Source organism: Brevundimonas sp. UBA7506 (assembly GCF_002479495.1).
GTDB lineage: Bacteria > Pseudomonadota > Alphaproteobacteria > Caulobacterales > Caulobacteraceae > Brevundimonas.
The window spans coordinates 314,409-338,665 of record NZ_DLNQ01000010.1; the positions used below are offsets into that span (position 1 = coordinate 314,409).

Sequence of the window (24,257 nt, forward strand, 5' to 3'; positions counted from 1 at the left end):
CTCGAATCCGCATGAATTTCCTCGACCTGTTCCGGGCGGTGTTCGGCCTGGCGATCACGCTGGGCCTGATCGGTCTGGCCGCCTGGGCGGCGCGTCGCTATGCGCCCCAGGTGCTGGCCAGGCTGCAGGCCGAACGCGGCGCGCGCCGGTTGCAGGTGATCGAGACCCTGGTGCTGGACCCGGCCCGGCGCCTGGTCCTGGTGCGGGTGGACGCCGAGGAGCGGCTGATCCTGCTGGGCGAAGGGCGCGAACTGATCGAACCGCGCGGTCAGGCGATCCCGTCAGGAGAAGACCAATGAGCCGCCCCGCCCTTTTCGGCATGCCGACCCGCGCGGAGCTGAAGCGCGCCGCCCTGCTGTCGCTGGTCACCACCGCCCTGTGCCTGGTCTGGCCCCTGGGGGCTCTGGCGCAGGAAGCCGCCCAGGCGGCCCAGAGCGGATCGGCCATCAACATCGACCTGGGCACGGGCGCGGGCCTGACCCAGCGGGTGGTGCAGCTGGTCGGGCTGATGACCGTCCTGTCGCTGGCCCCGTCCATCGTCATCATGACCACCAGCTTCGTGCGCATCATCGTGGTGCTGAGCCTGCTGCGCACGGCGCTCGGCATGCAGCAGTCGCCGCCCAACGCCGTCCTGGTCTCCCTGGCCCTGTTCCTGAGCGCCATCGTCATGGCCCCGACCTGGCAGGACGCCTATGATTCGGGCATCCGGCCGCTGATGGATCAGCAGATGGAGCTGCCTCAGGCCTTCGATGCGGCCTCCGAACCGGTGAAAACCTTCATGCTGGCCCAGGTGGGGCGCGACGACCTGGCCCTGTTCACACGGCTGTCGAAAATCGAGCCCCCGCGCGACGTGCAGGAACTGCCCCTGCGGGTGGTCACCCCGGCCTTCATGATCAGCGAGTTGAAGAAGGCCTTCGAGATCGGATTTCTTCTTTTCGTTCCGTTCCTTGTGATCGATCTGGTGGTCGCCAGCGTGCTCATGTCCATGGGTATGATGATGCTGCCGCCGGTGGTCATTTCCCTGCCGTTCAAGCTGATCTTCTTCGTCCTGGTGGACGGCTGGCGGCTGGTCGCGGGCAGCCTCGTGGAGAGCTTCCAGAGAGCGGCCGGCGGGGGATAAGTCCCCAGCCTCAGGGGTTTTGAGCGTCATGCGGGCTTGCCAAGCTGCGCCAAACGCGTGTTGATCCTCCGGTCTTCGCCCGGGAATCGGGCGACCACCTTTGGGAAAACCCTTATGACCACTCAAGCCGAACTGATCGCCGCCGTCGCCAAGGACGCAGGTGTTTCGCAGGCCGACGCCGGCCGCGTCCTCGACGCGATCGTCAAGAACATCCACAAGAGCCTGGTTTCGGGTTCGGACGTCCGCATCTCGAACCTGGGCGTCTTCGACACCGCCGAGCGCGCCGAGCGCGAAGGCCGCAACCCGGCCACCGGCGCGACCATCAAGATCGCCGCCTCGAAGGCCGTGCGCTTCCGCGTGTCGAAGCCGCTGAAGGACGCCGTCAACGGCTAAGCCTTCGGACCCGCACGGGTCCACGGCGCTCTGACCCGGCTCACGCATCGCGGACAGCTGGTATGAGCGCCAATCCCCTCAAGCAGTCTCGCACCGCGTGCGAGACGCTAGGGGCCTAAAATATCAGGCTGCTCCGGCCGCCTGGGGACGGGCGGGGGTCGCAGGGCGGTCTCCGCCCGTTTTCTGTCTGAACTCGGCCTTGGTGGCCGCGATCCAGCCGGCATAGGTGTCGGCGCCGGCGCTGAGGGTGGCGAAGTCCTGCGGACGCCCCGAGCCGTCAGCCCCGTCCAGACCGGCGAGCGCGATGCGGATGCCGCCCGGCGAGCGGGCCTTGTCGGCGAAGCCCGAATAGTTGGCCGACAGGCGGTTCAGCGCCCCCGCGTCGCGCGCCAGCGAATAGCCGACCCCGGCGCGGATCAGCCGGTTCTCCTCGTCCGCCGTCAGCGGGATCAGGGCGTCGCGATAGCGATTGCCCAGTTGCTGCTCATAGATGGCGGCGGCCGGGCCCCACTGCTGCTGCTTCCAGAAGATCTCGGCGCGTACGTCGCGGGCGGCGGGCGAGGCGTCCTTGGCCAGGACTTCCAGCGCGTGATCGTAGCGGCCCAGCTCCATCAGGGCGCGGGCCTCCAGCGCACGGCGCTCGCTGTTCATGGCAGTCGGCAGAAGGGTGGTGCGCGAGCTCCAGAGGGCCTGCAGGGCCTCCTCCGGCTGGCGGTTCATCAGATAGACCATGGCCAGGTTGGTCGAGACCTGGGCCTTGGCCACGCCGTCCAGGCGGTTGTCGGCCTGATACTTAAGCAGCTCGGCCGCCTGATCCAGCAGGTCGACGTCGATCAGGCGCCGGGCCAGACGCCGCACCATCTCGTCGCCGTCGGCGCCGACCGGGGTCAGTTCGCGGAAGTCGAAGAAGAGGGCGAGCGCCTGCACCGGCTGCAGCCCGTCGGCGGCGCCGTCGAGGAAGAGGGCGCGGAAGGCGTTGTCCAGATCGGACTGCAGCTTGTCGCCGCCGGGCAGGACCACGATCTTGCGGCCTGCCGCCTTCAGCGTGGTCAGGGCCTCGCGATAGCGGCCCTGCGACAGGTAGAGTTCGCCCAGGCTGCGGATCACCGCCAGTTCGGTGCCGTCGCCGCGCCAGCGCCATTTCAGGGCCTCCAGCTGGGCGGCGGCCTGATCGGGCTTCAGCGTCCCCTTGGCCATCTCCAGACGCACCACGCCGAGGCGGGCGGGGGTCGAGATGCCGTCCAGCGGGGCGCGGGCGACGGCCTTGTAGAGGGCTAGGGCCTGGGCCGGCTTCTGTTCCAGCTCGAACAGCCGGGCCTGCACCAGACGGGCGGTCAGCTGATCGGGCGCAGAGACGCCCGGCTGGCTGAAGACATAGGCCAGAAGCTCGCGCGCGGCGTCCAGATCGCCGGTCTCGACGGCGGCCAGGGCATGGGCCGTGCCGAAGCGGGCGCGCCATTCGGGGGTGAAGTTGTCGACCACGCCCGCGCCGGCGGCGAAGGCCTGACGCGCCGTGGTCCAGTCGCTGCGCTGGGCGGCGATATAGCCCTGCCAGACGCGGGTCGAGGGATCGCCGGCCAGAGCCCCGGACGAGAAGTCGGCCTCGGCCTCGGCGTATCGGCCGATGGCGGCGCGGGCGGCGCCGCGCAGGCCGCGCACCTCGGCCACGCCCTGCATGGCCGGGGTCTGCTTGACCAGGGCGTTCAGCACGCCGATCGCCTCATAGCCCAGCCCCTGCCCCACCAGGAAACGGGCGTAGGCCAGTCGCGCCTCGATCGGCGCACGGGGGTCCTCGGCGGCGCGGCCGCTTTCCAGTTCGGCCGCGACCTGCAGCGCGCGATGGCGGTCGTTGAAGCTGTCGCTTCCCAGATCGGCCCAGTCGGCAATGATCAGGGCCGGACGGACGGCGGCGCGCGGGGCGTGGGCCTCAGCGGCGGCCGCTTCCAGCCCCACGGTCGGCGGCGACAGCCGCAGGCCGCGTGGCCGCGACAGGGTGACGATGTCGCCCTCGGCCTTGACCGTCAGATCGTCGGTCGGGGTCTCGACCGCCAGGCCGTGGGCGGTGGGCAGCAGGGCCAGGTCGACGGTGCGCCGTCCGGTCCTCAGCCCCTTGCCGGGGGCCAGGGCGGTGACGGCGGCGAAGCGGTCGCCGACCATGGGATCGGTCAGCCAGACGGTCCTGGTGGCCCCGGCCATGCGCGCGGTCAGGGCGGTCTGGACGCTGTCGTCGCGACCGATGTCGATCCCGCTGGCGGCGGTGGTCGGCCCGCCCAGGGTGATGGTCCAGGCGGCGCCGTCGGCGCGGGCGGACACCCCCTGCCCCTCGGCGACGGGAATGCGGATGGCGGTGAAGTCCGGCCCGGCGGCCCAGCGCGCCTTGGCCGCATCGCCGGCCTTGGCGGCGGCGGGCATGTTCATGCGGGCGGCGGCGTCGAACACCACCCAGACCGCGTCGCCGCGGCGGAAGACGGCGGCCCCGACCGGCGCGGCCCAGGCGAAGGTCAGTCGGGTCGTCTCGTCCTTGACCTCGGCGGTGACGGGCACGGCGCCGCCGGCGGGCACGACCGAGGGCTTGGTCCCTTCCGGCGCCGCGCCGGGGGCGTAGAGGTTGATCCAGACCGCGCCGTCGGCGGCGCCGGAGCGGACGCCCGCCCCCTCGGCCAGGGTCAGAACCAGTTCGGTCGCGCCCTGCACCGAGCGGGTCTCGACCTTCTCGACCCCCTTGGGAGGATCGACGCGCAGGCGGCTGACGTCGGGGGCTGCGGTCGTGCCGATGCGGATGACGACGGCGCGGCCGTCCTGGCGCACCCGGGCGCGGGAACCCACGGCCCCCGCGAATTCGACCTTGGTGAAGCCGGCGTTGGCGCCGACGCGGATCTCGACCGGATCGCCCGAACGGGGCCCTGCGCCCTCGGCGTGCGGGGCCAGGGGCGCGAAGACGACGACGCCCGCCGCGGCGGCCGCCACGGTCGTCTTCAGAACGCGCTTGCTGGCGGTTGCCCCGGACATACGCGCGCACCCTCGCGCGAAGGGCTTTAATCGCGGTTAACGTCGGTTAAAGCCCCGCTGAAAAAACCTTGCCATGCGGGTAGGACAAATCACCCGCTTGCGGCGCCCGTGCGAAAGGCCGACATCGACGGTATCGACGTTATCGTCACCGTATTTCGTCAGGTGTTGCCGTGTCCGACCCCGTCTATCCGCCCCTCAGCCCGCTGAAGACCGGCATCCGCTGCCGCTGTCCGCGCTGCGGCGAGGGTGCGCTGTTCCAGGGCTATCTGACCATCCGCAAGGAATGTTCGAACTGCGGTCTGGACTATGGGTTCGCCGACCCGGCGGACGGCCCGGCCTTCTTCGTCATGTCGGCGGTGGGGATCGTCGGCATGATCGGCTTCATGATTTTCGAGTTCAACGTCCACCCGCCGGTCTGGGTGCACTTCGTCGTCACCCTGCCGATCCTGGCCCTGATGTGCCTGGGCGTGCTGCGGCCGTTCAAGGGCTGGATGGTGGCCGAGCAGTATTTCCACAAGGCCGAGGAAGCGACCTTTGTCAGCGTCGGCAAGCACGGCCAGGGCTACGGCTGGCGCGGCCAGGCCGAACGCGCCGCCCGCGAGCAAGCGCGCAAGGCCGACTGAGCCCCTAGATCCCGAGTTCCGGCATCAGGCCGGCGACCACGCCCCGCATATTGGTCTCCTTGGGCGCCATGGCGCGCAGGAAGTTCAGGGTGTTCGCCGCACTGTCGAAGAAGGCGAAGTTCGACTGGGTGAAGCGGCAATTGCTGAAGTTGGGCGCCAGACCGCCGCGGTAGACCAGCCGGGCGTTCTTGAACTCGCAGTTCACGAAGGTCACGCCGTCGATCTCGACTTCGCCGCTCAGAACCTGATCGCGCGTCTGGGTCATACTGTTTCTCCAAGAAATGACGGCGCCAGACATAGGGCATTCCTCGTCCGGCGCCACCCGGCCTAGCGCACGACCCGCAGCGTCACGCCCAAGGTGCGCGGCGCGCCGAGGAAAGCGCCGAGGGTGCCCGTCTGGAACGGGGCGCCGAAGGCCACCTGGCGGTAGTCCTGATCGAACAGGTTTTTGCCCCACAGTTCGACGCTCCAGGCCTCGTCCTTGGCCAGGGCCACGCGGCCGTCCACCAGCCAGAAGCCGGGCTGGCTCTTGGCCGGGTCCAGATCCGAGCCGGTGTTGTATTCCGAAGAATACTTGGCCGCGAGGGTGACGCGGCCCGTCAGACCCGCCCCCACCGGACGCTCATAGGTCCCCGCCAGCGAACCGCTCCACAGCGGGGCGAAGTTCAGGCGGCGACCGGCCAACAGCGGCAGACCGGCGATGGGGTCGTGGCCGTATTCCGTCTGGGCGTAGGTCAGCCCGCCCTGCAGCGACAGGCCCTCGACCGGCAGGAACATGACGTCCGCCTCTACGCCCTTGGCGCGCACCTGCGGGATGGAGCGCACCAGGAAGGTGGTGCCCAGGAAGGTGTTCAGCTGGAAGTCGTCATAGGTCTGGCGGAAGGCGGCGGCCGAGACCAGCAGGCGACGGTCCAGCATCACGCTCTTGACCCCGGCCTCCCAGGCGTCGGCGGTCTCGGCCCCGAAGGCGCGCGAGGTGTCGGGGACGCGGTTGGTCTGACCCCGGTCCAGGTTGAAGCCGCCGTTCTTGCGGCCGCGCGACCAGCCGGCGTAGAGGCGCAGGCCCTCGGTCGCCTGATATTCGGCGCGGGCCAGACCGGTCCAGGCCTCGTCCTTGACCGTCTCGGAGGTCTTCAGACCGTTGAAGGCCGGGTTCGACCAGGGCAGGCACAGGGTGCCGTTGACCACGCCCTTGGCCAGGGCGGCGGCGCAGGCGCGGCCGCCGTCGGTGTTTTCATAGGCCGCGCTCATGTCCTTGGTCTCGTGGGTGCGGCGCAGGCCCCCGGTCAGGGTCAGACGGTCAGTCACGGCGTAGGAGACTTGCGCGAACAGAGCCGCGCTCTGCGTCGTCTGCCAGTAGCGGTCCATCTGGCCTTCGCCCTCGACGAAGCTCTGGCCGACCGCCAGACCGGTCAGGGTCGAGACATGGTTGGGATCGCCCAGCGGATTGGCGCTTGAGCGCGACAACAGACGGCCGACGTAGGCCTCGTAGTCGGCCCCGTAGAGCAGGCTGTCGCGGCGGGTCAGCTGCTCGTCCGACAGGAAGAGCCCCGCCGACCAGTCCAGCCGGTCGCGCTGGCCCGACAGGCGCACCTCCTGCGTCAGGGTGCGGAAGCGGTTGGACCAGCTGCCGTCGTCGGGGCGATAGGCCAGATCCGCCGAGGTGAAGTCCCAGTCCTGGCTGATGACGCCGCGCCAGTCGCGCACCGCCGTGCTGCTGTCCAGCCTGGCCCAGCCCAGGTCGGCGCTCAGGTGCAGGGCCAGGCCCTTGTCGCGGATGCGGGTGTTGGTGTCGCGGTTTGAATAAGCCACGCGCGCCCAGGGGTTGGGCGTCGCCGCCACCCCGCCGTCGGGGGCGAAGGTGGCCAGCAGGGGCGCGGTGCTTCCGGTCGCCAGTTGCACGCCGACGCAGCAGCGCTCGTCCCGCTCGGTCCAGTCGGCGGTCAGACGGGCGGTCAGGTCGGGCGTGGCGCGCCACAGAAGCTGGCCGCGCACGGTGTCGTAGTGCTCGTTCTGATCGTCGGTTTCGGTGCGCGGGCCATCGCCGGTGCGCACGTCATAGAGACCGTCACGACGGCGCGCGGCCACGTACAGACGCCCGGCCAGAACCTCGTCCACGAGGGGGCCGGTCAGGGACGCCGAACCGCCTGCGGTCCCGTAGTCGCCGAAGGTGGCCTCGCCCGCCATGCGCGGGGTGAAGGACGGGGCGGCGGTGACGACGTTGATGACGCCCGCCGAGGTGTTCTTGCCGAACAAGGTGGCCTGCGGGCCTTTCAGCACCTCGACGCGCTCGACCTCGCCGAGGTCGCCCAGGGCCACGCCGTTGCGCGGGCGATAGACGCCGTCGATCATGACGCCGACCGAGCTTTCCAGCCCGGGATTGTCGCCCACCGTGCCGACTCCGCGGATGCGGGCCGTGGTGAAGGTCTGGTTCGAGGTCGAGGCCACCACCAGGCCCGGCGTCAGGATCTGAAGGTCCTTGATGTCGCGCACGCCGACGTCGTTCAGCAAGGGCTGGGCCGTCACCGTCAGCGACAGGGGCGTCGACGCCAGCGCGGCCTCGCGCCGCTGGGCCGTCACCACGATGTCGGACACCTGGCTCGGGCCTTCCGGCGTCGTCTCAGCCAGGACCGGCGCGGCGAAAGCGAGCAGAGGCAGGGCGACGGACGCCAGCTGCGCGGCGCGGAATGGGGTCGTCATGGAGGTGAACCGCTTGGGGGCGCGACGGCGCGCGGCCGGATCGCGGACAGAGGCCGCGCTCTAGCAGTCGGGCCGGCGGGTTGAAAGCCTCGCCCCGCGTCAGCAGGAGATGACTTCTCAGGCTCGACCGGCCATCGGCCCGGAGGCGCAGGGCGCGAAGCTGACGTCCACGCGGCTTTGATGACGGCCCAAATCGTTGCGCACCGCGCCGCCGATGCCGCACAGGGCGGCCAGGTCGCCGTCCACGCCCGCCTCGTGCGCCGTGATCAGGTCCAGCAGACGTTCTGCCTCCGCCAGACAGGCCGGCTGCTGCTCCAGCAACCAGGCCTCCAGCCCTGCCAGCTCGACCGACGGCCCGCCGTCGCGCACCGCGCGCTCGATCGTCTTGCTACTCCATCGAAGCAGCAGAACGCGCGCGGCTTCCAGCGTCCATTCTCGCGCCATCAGCCCGCTCCCGCGCGAAGCGACGGGCGTAGGACGCCTCCCAGACGCCGAAGAAGACGCACAGACTGTCGAGCGCCCAGACGGCCCAGTTCACGCTGATCACGGCCCATTCCAGCCGCTTCCAGGCGAAGAAGGGCGCCAGATAGGCGACGACCGCGATGAACTGGAACCCCGCCAGGGCGACAATCCACCAGCGCTCGCCGCGCTCGGCCAGAGCCCACAGCGTGAAGAACAGCAGGACGTCCAGAACGGCGACCCAGACCATCAGGCCCGGCGCGTTCAACAGTTGCAGCACGCTGGTCGCCGCGACCACGGCGACCAGAGCCAGGGTCGCAGCGCGATCCACCCATTCCCCGCGCCACAGGATCAGGCCCAGGCCGAGCAGGTTGGCGCTCAGCATGACGATGTGGAAGGGATGCACCGCTACGTATCAACCCGCGCATGGCCCGCGCCCGCCGATGGCGGATACGGCGCCCCGCGCGAAGCGCCTCTCGTTTCGAATCGGCATCGCCCGCGTGCCTCCTGAGTGAGCATCACCGCAGGCGCTGGACGGACTCGAGGACGGGGTTGGCGAGACTGGCGCCGACCGCGGCGATCAAAAGCCAGGCCAGAGACCAGCCCAGGATCAGCCACAGCAGGGAGCCCCCCAGCTTCCTGGGTCGGCGCCAACTGTCCAGCGCCACATACCGCTCATAGAGCGAACGCCGCGCCTTCCCGCCCCCAAGCGCCGTCGCAGGCGCCGCAGAGACTGGCTCCATTGGCGCACACGGAGCGGCGTCGGATAGCGGGTTTGATACCCATGAGTAGAGATCACTCAGGCGACGGGCCGCCTGCAGGCGGTCTGAAACCCCCAGCTTCTCATACGCGCGATGCAGGTGATTCTGGACCGTGCGCGGCGACAGGTTCAGTTGCTGCGCGATTTCCTTGTCGCCCAGCCTCTGCCCCGCCAACCGGACGATCTCCAGTTCACGAGGCGTCAATTTCGGGTTTGGAACATCGTTTGCCACAAGCAAGGGTTAGCCAGTCGGAGGGCGTGACGTCCAGATGGTAAAGCGCCACACGGCCTTCTCGACCGTCGTCCGCCGCTCTAGCCGCCCAGACTTCCGCTCGCGTCCAGGGTCGCGTCGGCGTTCTCAATGACGGTCAGATCGCGGGTTTCGACGCCGTACTCCGTCTTCAGGCTCGCCAGCCAGCCGAACAGGGCGGCCGAAGTCGCGCCCGAGGCGTCAAAGGCGATGCCGCCGGCTTCGTCCACCGTCAGGGCGACGGTCAGGCCCGCGGCTTCGGCCGCGCTGCGGGCCGCCTGCTCGACCTCGACCAGCGGCATGGACGTCCCTGACTTGGTCGGCGCCCGCGTCGCCAGCCCAGTTTCGATGCGGGTCAGGGCGGCCGTCCCCTCGACCCTTCGTTCCGACGCCGCCTCGCGCCAGGCCCAGGCCGGGCGCAGGACCAACAGCCAGATCAGGACGGCGGCGATCAGCAGCCCCATGATCGCCAGCATCTTCTGCTCACGCGCCGAACGCCCGTCCCACCACAGGCCGACCGACTGGATCATCCGGTTCATCAGGCGCCTCCCACGCGGACTTCGCTGACGACCTTGCCCTGGTCGTCCACGGTGCTTTCATCGGTCAGCGACATTCCATGCCCGGCCATGGCCTGCTGCAGGGCGTCGAGGTCCTGATAGGCGGCGTAGGTGACGGTGGCGCGCACCCCGTTCTCGTCGGATGTGAGACTGTCCAGTTCGGCGCCCTCGACGCTCTCGACGGCCGCGAACAGGGCGGCGGCGGCGGCGGTCGGGCCGCCCGGCGGCGGGGCCGTGGTCAGGCGGCGCGTCGCCTCGGCGACCGCGTCGGCGTTTGGAGCGATGTCCGGGAAGGCCTGACGTGCGACGACCTCGGCGCGATGCGCGGCGTCGCGAGCACGCCACTCGTCATGCCCGGCGGCGGCCAGGGTCAGGATCAGCGGCGAGACGATCAGGGCCGCCGCCAGCGCCCCTGCCCGCTTCCACCCACGCCGGTCGGCCTCGACGCGACGCCCGGCGCCGGCCAGCAGGTTGATCGGCGGGTTCAGCGCGGCGGCGGCCAGCAGGCGCTCGATCTCGTCGGCGCGGCCAATCCGCTCCAGCCTGCGCCCCCCGGCCACGGCCTCGGCCAGATCGGGCTGGACGCTGAGCGCCAGTTCGCGCCCGCGCAGGGCCAGGTCGGCGCCGAAGACGGCGGCGCTCAAGGCCCCTTCCTCGGCCGGCTCGGGCAGGATCAGGCTGTCGGGGATCATGACGTCGGCCTTCAGGCCGAGACTGGCCAGATAGTCGCCCCAGGTCTGCAACAGGCCGCGCCCGACCACGGCGACCAGCCGCCGCTCGCCCGTCGCCGCGACCGGCCCGAGCGCCGCGCTCAGCCGATCGGCGGGCGCGGCCAGGTCGTCGCGCAGATGGTGCAGGGCCGCCGCCGCGACCTGGGCCGGACTGCCCGACGGCAGGTCCAGCCAGCGGATCAGGACGTCGGCGCCGGGAACCACGGCCACGGTGCGCATCGGCTCGGGCGCCAAACCAGATTCGGGGCCGCCCAGTTCGACCACGCCGCGCGTCAGCACGGTTCCTTGCGCGTCCAGCGTCAGGCAGGAAGCCGGCAGGGCCGCCGAGGGCGGGATCAGGATCAGTCGGATGCGGCTCATTCGTCCAGGGTCCAGCGTTGGATGACGGTGCGCGCGGGACCGGCCTGGGGCAGCTCGATCAGGGCGGTACGGACGGCGCGGCTGCCGCCGAACTCCACGTCCACGCGCAGGTTGAAGAAACGGGTAAGGACCGTCAGCTGGTCCTGCGCCGGGATCGGCAATTGTACCCCCGCCATCGGCCCCTGCATCAGGAAGGCGTTGGCGTCGCTCCAGCCGCTGGCGGGCCGGGCGGCGATGGCGGCGCGGGCCGAGGCCAGGCTGAGTTTGCCGTCCGCCAGCATGACCAGCAGCGGCGCCTGATCGGGCGTCAGGGTGTTGGGATTGATCGGCGACAGGGCCGTGGTCGGCAGGGCGCACAGATAGGGCCGCAGGGTCGCATAGGTCGCGGCGTCCACGCCCCGCACCGCGCGCAGCTCGCTGACCTCGGCCAGCAGGGTCCCGGCGGTGCGGTAGGGCTGGCTTTGCCCGGCATAGGCGGCGTCCTCGCCGCCTTGCGCGCGCGGCGTCGTGTCGGTGTCGATCCAGTCGGTCAGGGCGTCGGCGATGGCCCGCATCCGCCCCTCGGGCAGGTTCAACGCGCGGCCCAGGGCGACGAACTGCTGCGCCCCCAGAGGCCGGGCGACATAGACCTCCAGCTGGCCCTCGACCACGCTGTTCAGGTTGAAACAGGCCTGACCATCGCTGAGGCGGGCGGTGATCGAGCCGTCCTCAACGGGGAAGCTGAGGGCGCGGCCGTTCCAGTTCGGCTGGATCGGCGTCTTCACCGGATCAAGGTCGCGCAGGCGATTGATCTGGCGCCGCGCCAGGGCTTCAGCCCCGGCCGCGTACCACTGGGCCTGGCTTTGCGTTTCCGCATTCATGGTGCGGCGGACCGAGAAGCGGATGTCGTCCAGCACCAGCACCGCCACCGCCGCCATCAACGCCACGAGCAGCAGGACGGTCAGCAGGGCCATGCCTTCACGGTCGTTGACACGCGCCCTCATCGCCCGCCTCCGACCACGAACAGCTGGCGCACCGGTCCATAACTCTCCAGCGTCAGGTCCAGCCGCACCGCCTCCGGCAAGGGCCGGTCGGGCGAGGGCATGAAGCGCGGCGTCTCGGCGCCCGCGCTGATGAAGGCCAGGCTTGGGGCACTGACGCCCTGATAGAGCACCTGCGGCGGGCCGGGCCGCGTCCCGTCCAGATAGGGATAGACCCGTCGCTCCAGCCGGTCCTCGACCAGCCGGTACTCGACGCGTTGCAGGGAGGCGCGCGGGCGGCCGTCGGGGTTGCTCCATCCGGCGCGGACCAGCACCAGCAGGGGATCGCCCGGCGCCTCGGCGGCCAGGATGGGCGAGGTCGCGGGCTGACCGTTGGCGGCGCGCACCCGGCGTGGCGCGGCCTGGCCCAGATCGGCGCGCAGGGTCGCGCGCAGGCGCTGCAGTTGCGCCGTGCGGTCAGTGGCCTCTTTCACCACGAAGCGGTTGTCGACGCTCTGGCTCAGCACCAGCACACCCGCCGCCGCCAGCAGGGCGAAGATCAAAAGGGCGATCATCACCTCGATCAGGGTGAAACCGGCCCGATCTGTGCCGCGCGATTTCATTGAGCCGCCGCCCGGAACAGTACGCGCTCGGCCGCTTGGCCTTCATCGTCGGAAACGCGGATGTCGATGCGCAGGATGTCGGGGTCGTCGGTCGTGGTTACGGCGCGGGTCCAGCGCCAGTCGCGCCCGGCCAGGGGCTGCATCCCGTCGCTGTCGCCGGGCGCCGGGGCGGGCTGGGCCGTCATGGCCTCGACCGCCAGGTTCTCGGCCAGGATGCCGCCCAGCGTCCGCGTCTCGGCGCGGGCCGCCGACCGCGTGTTCTCGCCGCCGAGGTTCAGCAGGGCCAGGGCCGCCAGGCTGAACACCGCCAGCGCCACCAGCAGCTCGATCAGGGTGAAGCCTTCCCTGGCCCGCCCCGCCCTGTTCCCGCTCATCCCGGCGAAGGCCGGGATCCAGATGCCAAAGCGCGCGGGGGCGGGATTGCTCCTGGACCCGTAAAAGCCAGCCCTTGCGCCATATAATCTGGATCCCGGCCGTCGCCGGGATGAGCGGATAGGGCGGATCATTTCACCCGCACCTCGCCTGCCCCATCGACGGCGACGGTCACGGCGCGCGGGCCGCGCGACAGGGTCAGGGCTGCGGCGTCGGTCACGCCGGTCGGGTCGAAGACGACGCGCAGGGGCGCGTCCGCCGGCTGACCCTCGGGCCGCGCGACTGTGTCCTCGGCCCAATGCTCCTCGCCGAACGGGCCGTCGGTCAGGGGCGACCACTGGACGCCGTCGAAGCTGGAAAAGGCGTAGCCCGTCGCCGTCGCCTCGACCGCCACGGCGCGGTTGGTCAGCAGGGCTTCTTCGCGCGCTCGGACGAGGCGCGCGGCGAAGCGTTCGGCCTCGTCGCCGACGGGCGGGCGGGGGTCGGGCACGGCCAGCACCACGGCCGAGGCGGCAAGACCCATGATGGCGACCACCATCAGCAGCTCCACCAGGGTGAAGCCATGTCTTTGGGCGCTATCGCAGGCCGCGCGGCGCGCTGCTGCTTGAGCGCGGTCGCGCCCCTCAGCTCTGCCAGTTGCCGATGTCGGCGTCATTGCCCTCGCCCCCTTCCTTGCCGTCGGCGCCGAAGGAGAAGACGTCGAACTGGCCGCCGTGGGCGGACGGGCGGCGGTATTGGTAGGCGTTGCCCCAGGGATCTTCCGGCAGACGGCGGATATAGCCGCCCTCGCGATAGCGTTCCGGGCGGGCCAGACCGGCGGGCGGCGACGTCAGGGCCTGCAATCCGCTCTGGGCGTCGGGGAAGACCAGATTGTCGAGGCGGTAGGTCTCGATGGCCTGCTCCAGGGTCGAGATGTCGGCCCGCGCCTTGCCGACCATGGCCTTGTCCTGCGTCGGCAGGACGTTGATCGCCACCACCGTCGCCAGCAGGCCGATGATGACGATGACCACCATGAGTTCGACCAGCGTAAAGCCCTGCCGGGCTTGACGTCGAAGAGCGCTACCGCGACGCGCGCGGCGCGTCGCTGCTTGAGCGCAAAAAGGAACGCTGTCGATGGAGGCGTGATGCGGCTGGATTTCGGTCATGGCGGGTTCCGGTCTCACCCCATCGCCAGGGTGTTGATCTGAAGGATGGGCAGAAGGATCGACAGGACGATCAGGGCGACCACGCCGCCCATGACGACGATGATCGCCGGTTCGAGGAAGCTGAGCATGACGGCGGTGAAGGCGCTGAACTCGCGCTCCAGATAGTCGGCGGCGCGCTCCATCATCGGCTCCAGCCGGCCGCTGGCCTCGCCGGACGCGGTCATGTGCACCAGGATGGGCGGGAAGACGTCGGCGCGACGCATGGCGGCGGACAGGCCCCCGCCCTCGCGTACGGCGTCGGCCATCATCTCGGTCGAGGCCCGCAACGCCCGGTTGGACACGGTACGCGCCGTGATGGTCAGACCTTCCAGCACCGGCAGGCCCGCCGCGATCATGGTCGACAGGGTGCGCGCCATCCGCGCCCCGTGCAGGTCGCGCGTCAGCCGCCCGACGACGGGCAGGCGTAACAGTCGCCGATCCACCGCCAGCCGGAAGCCGGGGTTCCTCATCCCCACACCGAAGCCGCCGACTCCGCCGACCAGCAGCAGGGCGATCAGCCAGCCCCAGTGCCGCATCAGGTCGGACACGCCGATCACCGCCCGCGTCAGCAGGGGCAGGGTCTGGTTCATGCTGTCGAACTGATCGACCACCTTGGGCACGACGAAGACCATCAGGGCCGTCACGACGCCCAGCGCCACCAGGGCCAGGACGGCGGGATAGACCAGGGCGGTGATGACCTTGCCGCGCACCTGCTGGTCGCGCTCCAGCCCCTCGGCCAGACGCTCCAGAATGGGGCCGAGCGCGCCCGACGCCTCGCCCGCCGCCACGGTGGCGCGATAGAGCGGCGGAAAGGCCGCGCCCTGACGCGCCATGGCTTCGGACAGGCGCTGCCCCTCGACCACGCCCGCATGGACGCCCGACAGGACGGCGCGCACGTCGGGACGTTCGGCCTGAAGCATCAGGGTGCGCAGGGCCTCGTCCACCGGGGCGACGGTGATCAGGGTGGCCAGCTGACGCGTGGTCAGGGCCAGGGTGCGGCTGGACAGCTTGCGGCTGCGGCGCGGGGTCTTTTCGGTCGTCGCGGCGACGCCCGAGGCGCGGCTGAGCGACAGGGGCATCAGGCGGCGACGCGCCAGCGCCGTCTTCGCCGCCGCCTCGTCCGGCGCGGTCAGCACGCCCGCGACGGTGCGGCCTGAAACGTCCACGGCGCTGTAGTCGAAGGCGGGCATCAGGCCACGGCCTCAGGCAGGGGATGGGCCTCGGGCGTCTCCTGACGGGTGACGCGCACCGCCTCCTCGACCGAGGTGACGCCCGCCAGCACCAGGGCGCGCGCCCGGTCCGACAGGGTGCCGCCGTTCGGGAAGGCGGCATTGATGAGAGCCTCTTCATCGGCCTCGGCGGCGATCAGGCGGCGGACCTTGTCGTCGATCTTCAGCGTCTCATAGACGCCGACGCGGCCGACATAGCCGGTGTGGTTGCACGCGCCGCAGCCCTGGGCGCGCCAGACGGTCGCGCCCTTCTGAACACCGATCAGGCGCGCCGTGGCGGCGTCGGCGGCTTCGGACTGGCGGCACTCGCCGCACAGGCGGCGCACCAACCGCTGGGCCACGATCAGGCGCAGGGTCGAGGCCAGGAGGAAGGGCTCCACCCCCATGTCGCGCAGGCGCGTCACGGCACCGGCGGCGTCGTTGGTGTGGACGGTGGACAGGACCAGATGCCCGGTCAGCGAAGCCTGAACGGCGACGCTGGCCGTCTCCACGTCGCGGATTTCGCCGACCATGACCACGTCCGGGTCCTGACGCAGGATGGCGCGCAGGCCCGCCGCGAAGGTCATGCCGACCTTGGGATTGACCTGGGTCTGGCCGACGCCGTCGATGGCGTATTCGACCGGGTCCTCGACCGTCAGGATGTTGCGCGTGGCGTCGTTGAGCAGGCTGAGGCCCGCATAGAGACTGGTCGTCTTGCCCGAGCCGGTCGGGCCGGTGACGAGGATAATGCCGTTGGGTTCGCGCAGGGCCGTGCGGAAGGCGTCATGCGCCTCGGCCTCCATGCCCAGCTGGTCCAGCGACAGGCCCGCCTGATCCTTGTCGAGGATGCGCAGCACCACCCGCTCGCCCGCCCGCGACGGCAGGGTCGAGACGCGCACGTCCAGCGTCTTGCCGCCCAGGGCCAGGGGGATGCGCCCGTCCTGAGGCACGCGCTTCTCGGCGATGTCGAGCCGGGCCATGACCTTGATGCGCGACACCAGCAGCGGCGTGATGCGCGGGTTCAGACTGAGGCTTTCGCGCAGCACGCCGTCGACGCGCATCCGCACGATCAGGGCGCTCTCATAGGGCTCCAGGTGGATGTCCGAGGCGCCCGCGCGCACGGCCTCGGCGATGATGCCGTTGATCATGCGGATGACCGGGGCGTCGTCGGCGGAGTCCAGCAGGTCGGCGGCGGCGGGCAGATCCTCGATCAGACCGTCCAGCCCCGACGGCATATCCATCTGCTGATCGCCCGCCGCGTTCAGATCGCCCGCATAGACGTCGGACAGGCGACGGTCGAACTCGGCCTGATCCATCGACTGGACCTGCAAGGGCCGCCCCAGAGCCCGGCGCGTCTCGACCAGGGCCAGGGGATCGGCGCCGTCGCGCAAACCGACCACGGCGATGTCGCCGGCGTCCAGCAGGATGACGCCGTTCCGCTTGGCGAACCCATAGGGAAGCGTCGGATTGACCAGGGTGATCATGACCCTCAGCCCTGCGGCGAGACGGCGTTCGAAGCGGGGGCGAGCGGCGAGATCGTGACCTCGCCCACGGGCGCGGTCCCCCCCGGCGCCGGGTTGTCGATGGCGCGCGGCGCGACCGGGGCCTGGGTCCGCATATAGTCGCGCAGCATCTCGTCCAGGCTGGGCTCGACGCCCGGCTGCGAGCGGATTTGCTCGCCGCGCATATAGCCCCAGCGGTCGGCGCTCAGTTGCTGGGCGTCGCCCGGCGTGCGGATGATGGTCGGGCGGATGAAGACCATCAGATTGGTTCGTCCGCGCTGGCGGCTGGTGGACTTGAACAGGTTGCCGAGCACCGGCACGTCGCCCAGACCCGGCACCTTGTCGACCGACAGGCGGTCGTTCTGATCCAGCAGGCCGCCGGCGACCGCGATCTCGCCGTCGTCCACCACCAGGGTCGTCTCCAGCTCGCGCTTGTTGAGCACCAGATCGGATGCGCCGCGCGTCAGGACGCCGTTGATGCTGGACACCTCCTGCCGCAGGAAGAGGGTGATGGAGCCGCCCGCATTGATCTGCGGCTTGACGATCAGCTTGACGCCGATGTCCTGACGCTGGGTCGTGCGGAAGGGGTTGGAGTTGCCGTCCAGCAGGGCCTCGCCGGTGGTGATCGGCACCTCCTGCCCGACCAGGATGGTGGCTTCCTCGTTGTCCAGCGTCATCAGCGACGGGGTCTGCAGCAGGTTGGAGCCCTCGTCCGACTTGGCCGCGTTGATGATGAAGCCGAACAGGCCGTCCGAGCCGATGCGCCCGCCGCCTCCGCCGATGAACCCGTTGGCGCCGACCAGGCTGTTGAGCGCCAGGTTCTGAAGCTGCTCGCGCAGAGGATCGTCCTTGTCGAGCTGGCCGGCGGCGGCCCCGCCCGCCAGCGGGACCAGAGGCGCGGCGCGGTCGGAATAGTTGGTCAGGCCGATCGGCGTGCCGTCCGATCCAGCCAGCAGCCACTGGACCCCCAGCTCACGCACGGCGGTGTCGCCCAGCTCGACGACGATGGCCTCGATCAGGACTTGTTGGCGGCGACTGTCGAGCTGGCGGATGACCTCGGCCAACATCCGTTGCGTATCCGCCGAAGCCGAGATGACCAGGGCGTTGGCGCCGGGGAAGCGGGCGATGCTGGCCTTCTGGCCCGCGACCGGCGCGGCCGGAGCCACGACTTGCGGCGCGGCGGCGGCTTCGCCAGTTCCGCGCGTAGCGGTCGGCGTTGCGGTGGCGCTGGCCGCCGTGACCGGCTGGCCGACGATCTGTTGCAGTACGGGCAGCAGCTGCTCGGCATTGGCGTGTTGCAGGAAGACGACCTTGACGTCGTCGGCCGAGCGGGCGCGGCGGTCCAGATCCTCGACCAGAGGCCGGACGCGGGCCACGGCGGCGGGGTCGCCGCGCAGGATGACGGAGTTGGAGCTGGCCACCGGCGTCACCGACACCATGCCCTGCCCCGGCTGGCCGCCGGGCGGGGCCAGGACCTGAGCCAGTACGCCCGCGATCTCGGCGGCGGAGGAGTTCTCCAGCGTCACCACGTCGAACGCGGCCCGGTCCACGTCGATGCGCTGGATCAGGCTGCGGATGCGGCTCAGGTTGTCGGCGAAGTCAGCGACCACGACGCTGTTGCCGCTGGGATTGGCCAACACCTGACCCTGCGCGCCGACCAGAGGGCGGATGGTCTCGGCGGCCGAGGCGGCGTCGATGTTGCGCAGCTGGAAGACCTGGGTCGAGAAGCGTTCCGACCCGACGGTGGCCGGTCCCTGGGCCGCGCCCTGGGCCGGGCTGATGCGATAGGCGCCGGAACTGGTCGGCGTCACCACCAGGCCGTTGGCCCGCAGGGTGGACAGGAAGACCTCGAACAGCTCGGTCTTGTTCAGCGCCCTCTGGCTGGTCACGGTGACGTTGCCGGTCACGGCGGGGTCGACGATGAAGGTGCGGCCCGTGGTCCGCGCCACGTCCTGAATGAAGGCGCGGATGTCAGCGCCCTGGACGTTCAGGGTCTGGCGCGCGCCCTCCTGAGCCAGAGCCGGCGAGGCCAGCAAAGGCCCTTGGGCGGCGATCAGGGCCGACAGGGCGACGGCGGCGAAAGTGCGGTGAAGGCGCATCACTGGCCGGTCCTTATGGTGGTGGTCTGCACCCGGCCGTTCCGCTCGAAGCGGATCTCGGCGGCGCTGCTGCCGGAAAGCTCGCCGCCCAGTTCGGACAGACGTTCCAGACTGTTCAGTTCGGCCCCGTTGACGGCCAGGATGACGTCGCCGGACTGCAGGCCCGCCGCCCTCAGCGCCGCCCCGTCGCCGCGCGCGGCCAGGGTGAAGCCCTTGATGCGAAGCCCGTCCATGCGCGGGCGCAGCGAGGCCTGGGCCATCAGCCGCTGCGGATCGACGACCGGGCCGGTCGGCGCGGCGGCGGGGGCCGCAGCCGATACCGGGGCTGGAGCCCCCGTCGGCGTCACGACCTGGGCGGTCGAGGGCGGCGGGGGCGGCGTGGCCGCGCCCGCAGGCGTCTCGATGAAGACCAGGCGGCTGACCGATCCCCCGCGCGACACCGTGACGAAATCCTCGCCGACCGAGGCCAGGGTCAGGCCCTCGGAAATGGTCTCGCCCACCCCGACCGAGACCTGACGCCCGTCAGGCAGACCGATGATGGCCGAGCCGCCGTCCGGCCCGCCCGCGCGCACCCCGAACAGGCGCAGGGCGTCGCTGTCGGCGCCCGCCGCCTCGGCCAGACTGCTCTTGTCGCCAGTGCGGAAGAAGGCGTCGAAACGCTGGAAGATGGAGGCGTCCACGGGCGCGGCCTCGGCGCGGGCGGCGACCGCCGCTTCGGGCTGGGGCGCGACGACGATCCAGGCCAGACGCCCGGCCTGAACCGCCAGCAGGGCAAGCAGGGCGATCTCGACGCCCGCGCGAACACGCCCCGGCCGCGCGGCGATCGCCGTGCGCGCCTGACGCCCCCATTCCCCGACCCGTGCGATCACGCCCGACGCTCCGAACACCCCCGAAAACGGGAACCCCGGCTGCTTACTCCAGCAGCCGGGGTCGAAGCCTCACGTCACGATGACGGCCTTGAGACGTTGTCGTGACAACGTGGCCGTATGCGGATCAGAAGGTGGTGGACAGGCTGAGCGAGAAGGTGGTGCCCAGCTTGTAGCCCTCGACCACGCCCTTGCCGCCGTTGGCGAAGGACTGGCTGCGCTCGTATTCCTCGCCCAGGATGTTCTCGACCTTGGCGCCGACGTCATAGTCGCGACCGCCGACGGTGAAGGTCTGGCTCGCGACCAGGTCCAGCAGGATCGGCGGGGTCTCGACCACGTCCGGCAGACGGGTCGAGCCGGTGATGATGCCGGCGTCCGAAATCCGCTCGCCCTGATAGTTGACCAGCAGGGTGGCGCGGCGACGGGCGGTGGTGTTCTCGAAGCCCAACTGCAGGTTGCCCAGCCATTCCGACTGACCTTGCAGGGCGCGGGTATAGGCCGCGTCGGTCACTTCCGAATCCGACCAGGTCACGTTGGCGACGACGAAGACCTCGTTGTCCTGGAACCAGGTCAGGTTCGGGGCCCAGACGTCCATCGGCAGGGTGTAGTCGATCTCGGCCTCGACGCCCTTCAGGGTGGCTTCCTGGGCGTTCTGGAACGAACGGCCGAAGCCCTCGCCGATCGGCTGATAGGTGCGCTCGATCGGGTTGTCGAAGGACTTGTAGAACAGGCCGATGGTGGCCGATTGACGCTGGCCGAAATACCATTCCCAGCGCAGGTCGTAGTTCTGGATCTCGGCGATCTTCAGGTTCGGATTGCCGCGCTCCAGGGTGTTGGAGTCGTCATCCAGGAACAGGGCGTTGGCCAGTTCGCGCAGATCGGGACGGTTGATCGTCTTCGAATAGCCGAAGCGCAGCTGCATGTTGTCGGCGAACTCCCAGGTCGCCGTCGCCGTGGGCAGCCAGAAGTCCTGGGCCAGGTCGGCGTTAATGGGGTCGCCCGCGCCGGTCTCGCCCAGCGGGATGAAGCTGTTCACCTGCTGCTCGGAGTCTTCGTAGCGGACGCCGGCCGTGACGCGCAGGTCCTTGATCACCTCGATCTCGGCCGAGGCGTAGGCCGCGTTGATCTCCATGGTCGCGTCGAAGAAGTCCGACGGATCGGTGATGTCGCGCAGGGTGTAGCCCGCGTTGCCGCCGATGTTGTCGGGGCTGAAGATGATCTCGGGCACATAGGACCGCAGGGCCGGGGTGATGATCACGCCCGCCGCCGGCTGGAAGGAGTAGCGGCGACTGGCGAAGTCGCGCTCGCGCTCCTGATGCAGGCCGCCGGCCTTCAGGGTGATCTCGCGGTCGGCGATCATGCCGTTCAGGGTGAAGTCGAGACCGAACTCGATGTTCTCGTCTTCCAGGGCGCTGAAGAAGGTGCGGTTGGAATCCGACCCCGGCGTCAGGCGGAAGACGTTGTCCGGCTCCAGACGATAGGAGTATTCGCGACGATAGGGCGTGTCGCGCGAGGCGGTCGAATAGGCCGCGCGCCAGTCGATCTGCAGCCGATCCAGCGCCATCGGCAGCATGAAGACGTGACGACCCGACAACTGGTTCGAGTTCATCTGCTGCTCGATCCAGTTCAGGCGCTGGAAGCTGCGGATCAGGCCGGGGTCGGCCGAGAACAGGCCGCGCTCGATCAGGGCCTGCTGGCGCGTCTTGCGCAGCAGCAGGGTGGTCAGCTTCAGCTCATGGTTCTCGTTGAACTCGATGCCGAAGGCGCCCAGGGCGTTGAGGGCGTATTCCTGTTCCGTGCGCTGGAAGCCGCAGCCCGTCGCGTTCGACAGGCCGCCCGCGCCGGCGCAGGCCTCGGGGCTGATCTGGTCGTTGACGCCGCCGTTCACCTCGAACGAGTTGCGCACGCCCTCGCGGTTGCGGACCTGATAGTCGTAGTCGACGGCGACGAAGCCGCCCAGGCGGATGCCGTTCGACAGGTCGACGATCTCGGCGCCCGACAGGTTGAAGCCGAAGTCCGGCAGGTTCTTGTCGCCGTCGATCGACCAGATGTTGCGCAGCGAGCGCCCCGCCGCCTGCAGCATGGTCGGGTTGTTGGCGAAGGACTTCAGCGAGGGGTCGATGGCAATGAACTTGGGCAGGTTCAAACTGTTGTCAGCGATGCCGATGTTCGACAGCTTGCCGCCGGCGTCCCAGTAAAGACCTTCCTTGCCGGTAGATTCCGTCTCGGCGCTGATCGAGGCGCCGAAGGACAGGAAGCGTTCATTGGGAATGGCGCGCGTCGAGAGGGCGATCAGGCCGCCGCCGAACTCGCCCGGGTACTGGGCCGAATAGGTCTTCTGGATCTGGGCGTTCGACACCAGCGAGGTCGGGAACAGGTCCAGCGGCACCACGCGCTTCAGCGGCTCGGGGCTGGGCAGGGTCGAGCCGTCCAGCACGATGCTGGAGTAGCGATCGCCGAGGCCGCGCACATAGACATAGCCGTCGCCGACGATGGACAGGCCGGTGACGCGGGCCAGGGCTTCGCCGATCTCCGAGTCGCCAGAACGCTTGATGTCTTCTTCGGTGAGGATGTTGGCGACCGCCGAGGTCTCGCGCTTGACGTCCGGCACGAAGCGGCCGCGCACGACGATGTCCTCGACCGTCGAAACGGCCTCGGGGTCTTGCGGCGCGGGGGCCGAAGGCGCGGCGTCCTGGCCCCAGGCCAGGGCCGGAGCGGTCAGGACGGTGCTGGCGAGCAGGCCGGCGAGGCCGATCGTGCGGGTAGGCGTCATCTCAAGAAGTCCTTCGGTGCGAGCGCCGGAAAGAAGGAGGAAAGGCGAGACGGCGGGCGGCTGATCAGCCGCCCGCCGCTCAAGGATCGAGGCGACCCTTAGTCGTTCAGCCAGCGGGTCCAGTTCAGCGTCCAGTTGGAAGCCGAGTCACGGACCGCGCCGACGTAGGGGGCGGCGTCGAAGAAGGCGTCGATCGTGCGCGGATCGACCGAGGTCACGCCGTTCTCGTTGACGCCATTGATGTAGGCCTTGCCGCCCGAGACGTAGGACGACAGGGTCGAGGCGCCCGTGCGGTTGTTGGCGTCCTTGGTGAAGACGGCCTGGGCCTGGGTGCTGTGGAAGGGCGTCGCCGTCGAGATGTAGAAGGAGCGCAGCGACAGATTGCCGGCGTCGGCTTGCGCGTAGGTGGCGGCGTCGTCGATGCGCAGGCCGCGCTGGAAGTTGCCGGACACGACGTGGTTGTAGAGCTTGCCGGCGGTGCCGCGGCGCAGGCGCAGACCGGCGCCAGCCGTGGTGTTGCCGACCAGGGTCACGTTCGAGATGGTCGGAGCGGAACGCGGCAGGATGTCGAAGCCCAGTTCGTTGTTGTCGGCCTCGTAACCGGCGTCGCCGGCCAGCTGCAGCGGGTTCTGGGCGATGACCACGTGCTGGACCTTGCCGTTCCAGCCGAAGGTCCAGTCCAGGCTGTCGTCGTCGGCGCCCGTCAGCACCAGGTGCTTGGCGTTGACCGAACCGCCGAAGAACTCGACCGTGTCGTCGCCGCCGTTGTGGGCTTGGACATAGTCGACGGTTGAGCCCGAACCGACGCCCCAGAAGGCGATGGCGTTCAGCTCGTTGGTCTCGGTGAAGCGCACGCCGGCGTATTCGACGCGGACGTAGCGCAGGGTGCCCGAGGTGTCGTTCGGCACATTGCCGCCGTACAGGCCCGAGCCGCCTTCGGCTTCGGCTTCACAGACGGCCGGAGCGGCCGGGCAGTTGTTGATCACGCCGCGGCCGAGCAGCGACAGGCCGCCCCACTCGCCCGAATAGGGGTCGTCGCGGACGCCGGCGCCGAGGGGCGAACGGGCGTTGGCCAGACCCAGGGTCGTGGCGTAACCGAGCGCGTCGGCGCTGGTGAAGATGATGGGCTGGGCGGCGGTGCCCTGGGCGTTGATGCGCGAGCCGCGCTGGATGGCCAGTTGCGAGGTGCGGGTGCCGGCGTAGATCTTCACACCCGGGTCGATCGACAGGACGGCGGTGACGCCGCCGGCCTTCTGGCCGTCGAAGCCGACGTCCTTGCCGACCTTGACCGTGCCGTTCAGCTGGTAGGCCGGGCCGGCCGTCAGGGTCAGGTTGGTGGTGATCTCGCCCGAGATGCGGCAGTGCTCCTCGGTGCCGACCGTGACCTTGGTCACGTTCGGGTGGGTCGGGCAGGCGCCGGTCGAGCCGCCCGTGCCGCCGCCGCCGTTGTTGCCGCCGCCGCCCGTTCCCGGGTTGCCGCCGGTGTTGCCGGGGTTCTGCAGTTCAGAGGTGCCGTCGCCGCCGCAGGCGGCCAGGGCCAGGGCGCTGGCGGCGACCGCGAGCAGGGTTTTCGTCTTGAGAGCGGTCATCGTTCTCCACCGTGTCCAAGCCAATGAGACATGCAGGAGGACGTCCGGACGGATTGTCCGAAATTGGATGATCGGCGCCCGCCTGCCCGGCCCCTCCCCTAGAAGCCGGATGTGACACCG

At 70.0% G+C, this 24,257-nt stretch carries 23 protein-coding genes; 4 read left to right on the forward strand and 19 right to left on the reverse strand.

Annotation, left to right across the window (positions count from 1 at the left end; translation table 11 throughout):
- Nucleotides 1-11 precede the first annotated feature (11 nt).
- The 3 genes from B3K53_RS10500 (at nucleotide 12) to B3K53_RS10510 (ending at nucleotide 1,513) form a co-directional block, all read left to right on the forward strand.
- Complete coding sequence (locus tag B3K53_RS10500) at nucleotides 12-299, forward strand: flagellar biosynthetic protein FliO (RefSeq protein ID WP_292084204.1); 288 nt, start codon at nucleotides 12-14, stop codon at nucleotides 297-299.
- Nucleotides 296-1,120 carry a flagellar type III secretion system pore protein FliP gene (fliP, locus tag B3K53_RS10505; protein WP_292084207.1) on the forward strand — a complete coding sequence of 275 codons (825 nt, stop codon included), beginning with the start codon at nucleotides 296-298 and terminating at the stop codon, nucleotides 1,118-1,120. The genes B3K53_RS10500 and fliP overlap by 4 nt, the downstream gene beginning before the upstream one ends.
- 114 nt (nucleotides 1,121-1,234) lie before the next feature.
- Nucleotides 1,235-1,513, forward strand: a complete 279-nt coding sequence (locus B3K53_RS10510) for an HU family DNA-binding protein (protein WP_105564062.1) — start codon at nucleotides 1,235-1,237, stop codon at nucleotides 1,511-1,513.
- Between the two features lie 123 nt (nucleotides 1,514-1,636).
- Here B3K53_RS10510 and B3K53_RS10515 read toward each other — a convergent pair whose 3' ends face one another.
- The gene (locus B3K53_RS10515; RefSeq protein WP_292084208.1) at nucleotides 1,637-4,522 is read right to left on the reverse strand and encodes a tetratricopeptide repeat protein; all 2,886 of its coding nucleotides are present in this window, start codon (nucleotides 4,520-4,522) and stop codon (nucleotides 1,637-1,639) included.
- A 170-nt stretch (nucleotides 4,523-4,692) separates the two neighbouring features.
- On the opposite strand from B3K53_RS10515, the gene B3K53_RS10520 reads away from it, so the two are divergent.
- On the forward strand, nucleotides 4,693-5,145 hold the full coding sequence (locus B3K53_RS10520) for a DUF983 domain-containing protein (protein WP_292084209.1): 453 nt from the start codon (nucleotides 4,693-4,695) through the stop codon (nucleotides 5,143-5,145).
- A gap of 4 nt (nucleotides 5,146-5,149) precedes the next feature.
- Here the strand turns inward: B3K53_RS10520 and B3K53_RS10525 are convergent, their stop codons facing one another.
- The 18 genes from B3K53_RS10525 to B3K53_RS10610 all read right to left on the reverse strand — a co-directional run bounded on the left by B3K53_RS10525 (nucleotide 5,150) and on the right by B3K53_RS10610 (nucleotide 24,137).
- Nucleotides 5,150-5,410 (reverse strand): hypothetical protein, encoded by a 261-nt coding sequence (locus tag B3K53_RS10525; RefSeq protein WP_292084210.1) that lies wholly within the window; start codon nucleotides 5,408-5,410, stop codon nucleotides 5,150-5,152.
- A gap of 62 nt (nucleotides 5,411-5,472) precedes the next feature.
- Nucleotides 5,473-7,845 carry a TonB-dependent receptor gene (locus tag B3K53_RS10530; protein WP_292084211.1) on the reverse strand — a complete coding sequence of 791 codons (2,373 nt, stop codon included), beginning with the start codon at nucleotides 7,843-7,845 and terminating at the stop codon, nucleotides 5,473-5,475.
- A 117-nt stretch (nucleotides 7,846-7,962) separates the two neighbouring features.
- A complete protein-coding gene (locus B3K53_RS10535; protein WP_292084212.1) occupies nucleotides 7,963-8,289 on the reverse strand; it encodes a hypothetical protein in 327 nt (108 codons plus the stop codon).
- Nucleotides 8,234-8,710: a hypothetical protein gene (locus tag B3K53_RS10540; RefSeq protein ID WP_292084213.1), complete on the reverse strand. Its 477-nt coding sequence runs from the start codon at nucleotides 8,708-8,710 to the stop codon at nucleotides 8,234-8,236. Before B3K53_RS10540 ends, B3K53_RS10535 begins: the two co-directional genes overlap by 56 nt.
- A 112-nt stretch (nucleotides 8,711-8,822) precedes the next feature.
- On the reverse strand, nucleotides 8,823-9,269 hold the full coding sequence (locus tag B3K53_RS10545) for a response regulator transcription factor (RefSeq protein WP_292084214.1): 447 nt from the start codon (nucleotides 9,267-9,269) through the stop codon (nucleotides 8,823-8,825).
- A 107-nt stretch (nucleotides 9,270-9,376) separates the two neighbouring features.
- The gene (gspM, locus tag B3K53_RS10550) at nucleotides 9,377-9,853 is read right to left on the reverse strand and encodes a type II secretion system protein GspM (RefSeq protein WP_292084216.1); all 477 of its coding nucleotides are present in this window, start codon (nucleotides 9,851-9,853) and stop codon (nucleotides 9,377-9,379) included.
- Entirely contained in the window at nucleotides 9,853-10,962 is a 1,110-nt protein-coding gene (gene gspL, locus B3K53_RS10555; protein WP_292084217.1) for a type II secretion system protein GspL, read from the reverse strand. Before gspL ends, gspM begins: the two co-directional genes overlap by 1 nt.
- Complete coding sequence (gene gspK / locus B3K53_RS10560) at nucleotides 10,959-11,945, reverse strand: type II secretion system minor pseudopilin GspK (RefSeq protein WP_292084218.1); 987 nt, start codon at nucleotides 11,943-11,945, stop codon at nucleotides 10,959-10,961. Before gspK ends, gspL begins: the two co-directional genes overlap by 4 nt.
- Complete coding sequence (gspJ, locus tag B3K53_RS10565; RefSeq protein ID WP_292084219.1) at nucleotides 11,942-12,544, reverse strand: type II secretion system minor pseudopilin GspJ; 603 nt, start codon at nucleotides 12,542-12,544, stop codon at nucleotides 11,942-11,944. The genes gspK and gspJ overlap by 4 nt, the downstream gene beginning before the upstream one ends.
- Entirely contained in the window at nucleotides 12,541-12,918 is a 378-nt protein-coding gene (gene gspI / locus B3K53_RS10570) for a type II secretion system minor pseudopilin GspI (RefSeq protein ID WP_292084220.1), read from the reverse strand. Before gspI ends, gspJ begins: the two co-directional genes overlap by 4 nt.
- Before the next feature lie 128 nt (nucleotides 12,919-13,046).
- The gene (locus B3K53_RS10575; RefSeq protein WP_409515787.1) at nucleotides 13,047-13,454 is read right to left on the reverse strand and encodes a GspH/FimT family pseudopilin; all 408 of its coding nucleotides are present in this window, start codon (nucleotides 13,452-13,454) and stop codon (nucleotides 13,047-13,049) included.
- An 85-nt stretch (nucleotides 13,455-13,539) separates the two neighbouring features.
- Nucleotides 13,540-14,061: a type II secretion system major pseudopilin GspG gene (gspG, locus tag B3K53_RS10580; protein ID WP_292084222.1), complete on the reverse strand. Its 522-nt coding sequence runs from the start codon at nucleotides 14,059-14,061 to the stop codon at nucleotides 13,540-13,542.
- 14 nt (nucleotides 14,062-14,075) lie between these two features.
- The gene (gene gspF / locus B3K53_RS10585; RefSeq protein ID WP_292084223.1) at nucleotides 14,076-15,290 is read right to left on the reverse strand and encodes a type II secretion system inner membrane protein GspF; all 1,215 of its coding nucleotides are present in this window, start codon (nucleotides 15,288-15,290) and stop codon (nucleotides 14,076-14,078) included.
- Complete coding sequence (gene gspE / locus B3K53_RS10590) at nucleotides 15,290-16,792, reverse strand: type II secretion system ATPase GspE (protein ID WP_292084224.1); 1,503 nt, start codon at nucleotides 16,790-16,792, stop codon at nucleotides 15,290-15,292. The genes gspF and gspE overlap by 1 nt, the downstream gene beginning before the upstream one ends.
- 5 nt (nucleotides 16,793-16,797) lie before the next feature.
- The gene (gene gspD / locus B3K53_RS10595; protein WP_292084226.1) at nucleotides 16,798-18,909 is read right to left on the reverse strand and encodes a type II secretion system secretin GspD; all 2,112 of its coding nucleotides are present in this window, start codon (nucleotides 18,907-18,909) and stop codon (nucleotides 16,798-16,800) included.
- The gene (locus B3K53_RS10600; protein WP_292084227.1) at nucleotides 18,909-19,778 is read right to left on the reverse strand and encodes a type II secretion system protein N; all 870 of its coding nucleotides are present in this window, start codon (nucleotides 19,776-19,778) and stop codon (nucleotides 18,909-18,911) included. Before B3K53_RS10600 ends, gspD begins: the two co-directional genes overlap by 1 nt.
- Before the next feature lie 124 nt (nucleotides 19,779-19,902).
- A complete protein-coding gene (locus B3K53_RS10605) occupies nucleotides 19,903-22,548 on the reverse strand; it encodes a TonB-dependent receptor domain-containing protein (protein WP_292084228.1) in 2,646 nt (881 codons plus the stop codon).
- Between the two features lie 98 nt (nucleotides 22,549-22,646).
- Complete coding sequence (locus B3K53_RS10610; RefSeq protein WP_292084229.1) at nucleotides 22,647-24,137, reverse strand: hypothetical protein; 1,491 nt, start codon at nucleotides 24,135-24,137, stop codon at nucleotides 22,647-22,649.
- Nucleotides 24,138-24,257: the final 120 nt, after the last annotated feature.

What these genes read in the sequence shown, in the direction of transcription:
- B3K53_RS10500 (WP_292084204.1), top strand. Translation starts at nt 12, where the DNA reads ATGAATTTCCTCGACCTGTTCCGGGCGGTGTTCGGCCTGGCGATCACG.
- fliP (WP_292084207.1), top strand. Translation starts at nt 296, where the DNA reads ATGAGCCGCCCCGCCCTTTTCGGCATGCCGACCCGCGCGGAGCTGAAG.
- B3K53_RS10510 (WP_105564062.1), top strand. Translation starts at nt 1,235, where the DNA reads ATGACCACTCAAGCCGAACTGATCGCCGCCGTCGCCAAGGACGCAGGT.
- B3K53_RS10515 (WP_292084208.1), bottom strand. Translation starts at nt 4,522, where the DNA reads ATGTCCGGGGCAACCGCCAGCAAGCGCGTTCTGAAGACGACCGTGGCG.
- B3K53_RS10525 (WP_292084210.1), bottom strand. Translation starts at nt 5,410, where the DNA reads ATGACCCAGACGCGCGATCAGGTTCTGAGCGGCGAAGTCGAGATCGAC.
- B3K53_RS10530 (WP_292084211.1), bottom strand. Translation starts at nt 7,845, where the DNA reads ATGACGACCCCATTCCGCGCCGCGCAGCTGGCGTCCGTCGCCCTGCCT.
- B3K53_RS10535 (WP_292084212.1), bottom strand. Translation starts at nt 8,289, where the DNA reads ATGGCGCGAGAATGGACGCTGGAAGCCGCGCGCGTTCTGCTGCTTCGA.
- gspM (WP_292084216.1), bottom strand. Translation starts at nt 9,853, where the DNA reads ATGAACCGGATGATCCAGTCGGTCGGCCTGTGGTGGGACGGGCGTTCG.
- gspL (WP_292084217.1), bottom strand. Translation starts at nt 10,962, where the DNA reads ATGAGCCGCATCCGACTGATCCTGATCCCGCCCTCGGCGGCCCTGCCG.
- gspK (WP_292084218.1), bottom strand. Translation starts at nt 11,945, where the DNA reads ATGAGGGCGCGTGTCAACGACCGTGAAGGCATGGCCCTGCTGACCGTC.
- gspJ (WP_292084219.1), bottom strand. Translation starts at nt 12,544, where the DNA reads ATGAAATCGCGCGGCACAGATCGGGCCGGTTTCACCCTGATCGAGGTG.
- gspI (WP_292084220.1), bottom strand. Translation starts at nt 12,918, where the DNA reads ATGAGCGGGAACAGGGCGGGGCGGGCCAGGGAAGGCTTCACCCTGATC.
- B3K53_RS10575 (WP_409515787.1), bottom strand. Translation starts at nt 13,454, where the DNA reads ATGGTGGTCGCCATCATGGGTCTTGCCGCCTCGGCCGTGGTGCTGGCC.
- gspG (WP_292084222.1), bottom strand. Translation starts at nt 14,061, where the DNA reads ATGACCGAAATCCAGCCGCATCACGCCTCCATCGACAGCGTTCCTTTT.
- gspF (WP_292084223.1), bottom strand. Translation starts at nt 15,290, where the DNA reads ATGCCCGCCTTCGACTACAGCGCCGTGGACGTTTCAGGCCGCACCGTC.
- gspE (WP_292084224.1), bottom strand. Translation starts at nt 16,792, where the DNA reads ATGATCACCCTGGTCAATCCGACGCTTCCCTATGGGTTCGCCAAGCGG.
- gspD (WP_292084226.1), bottom strand. Translation starts at nt 18,909, where the DNA reads ATGCGCCTTCACCGCACTTTCGCCGCCGTCGCCCTGTCGGCCCTGATC.
- B3K53_RS10605 (WP_292084228.1), bottom strand. Translation starts at nt 22,548, where the DNA reads ATGACGCCTACCCGCACGATCGGCCTCGCCGGCCTGCTCGCCAGCACC.
- B3K53_RS10610 (WP_292084229.1), bottom strand. Translation starts at nt 24,137, where the DNA reads ATGACCGCTCTCAAGACGAAAACCCTGCTCGCGGTCGCCGCCAGCGCC.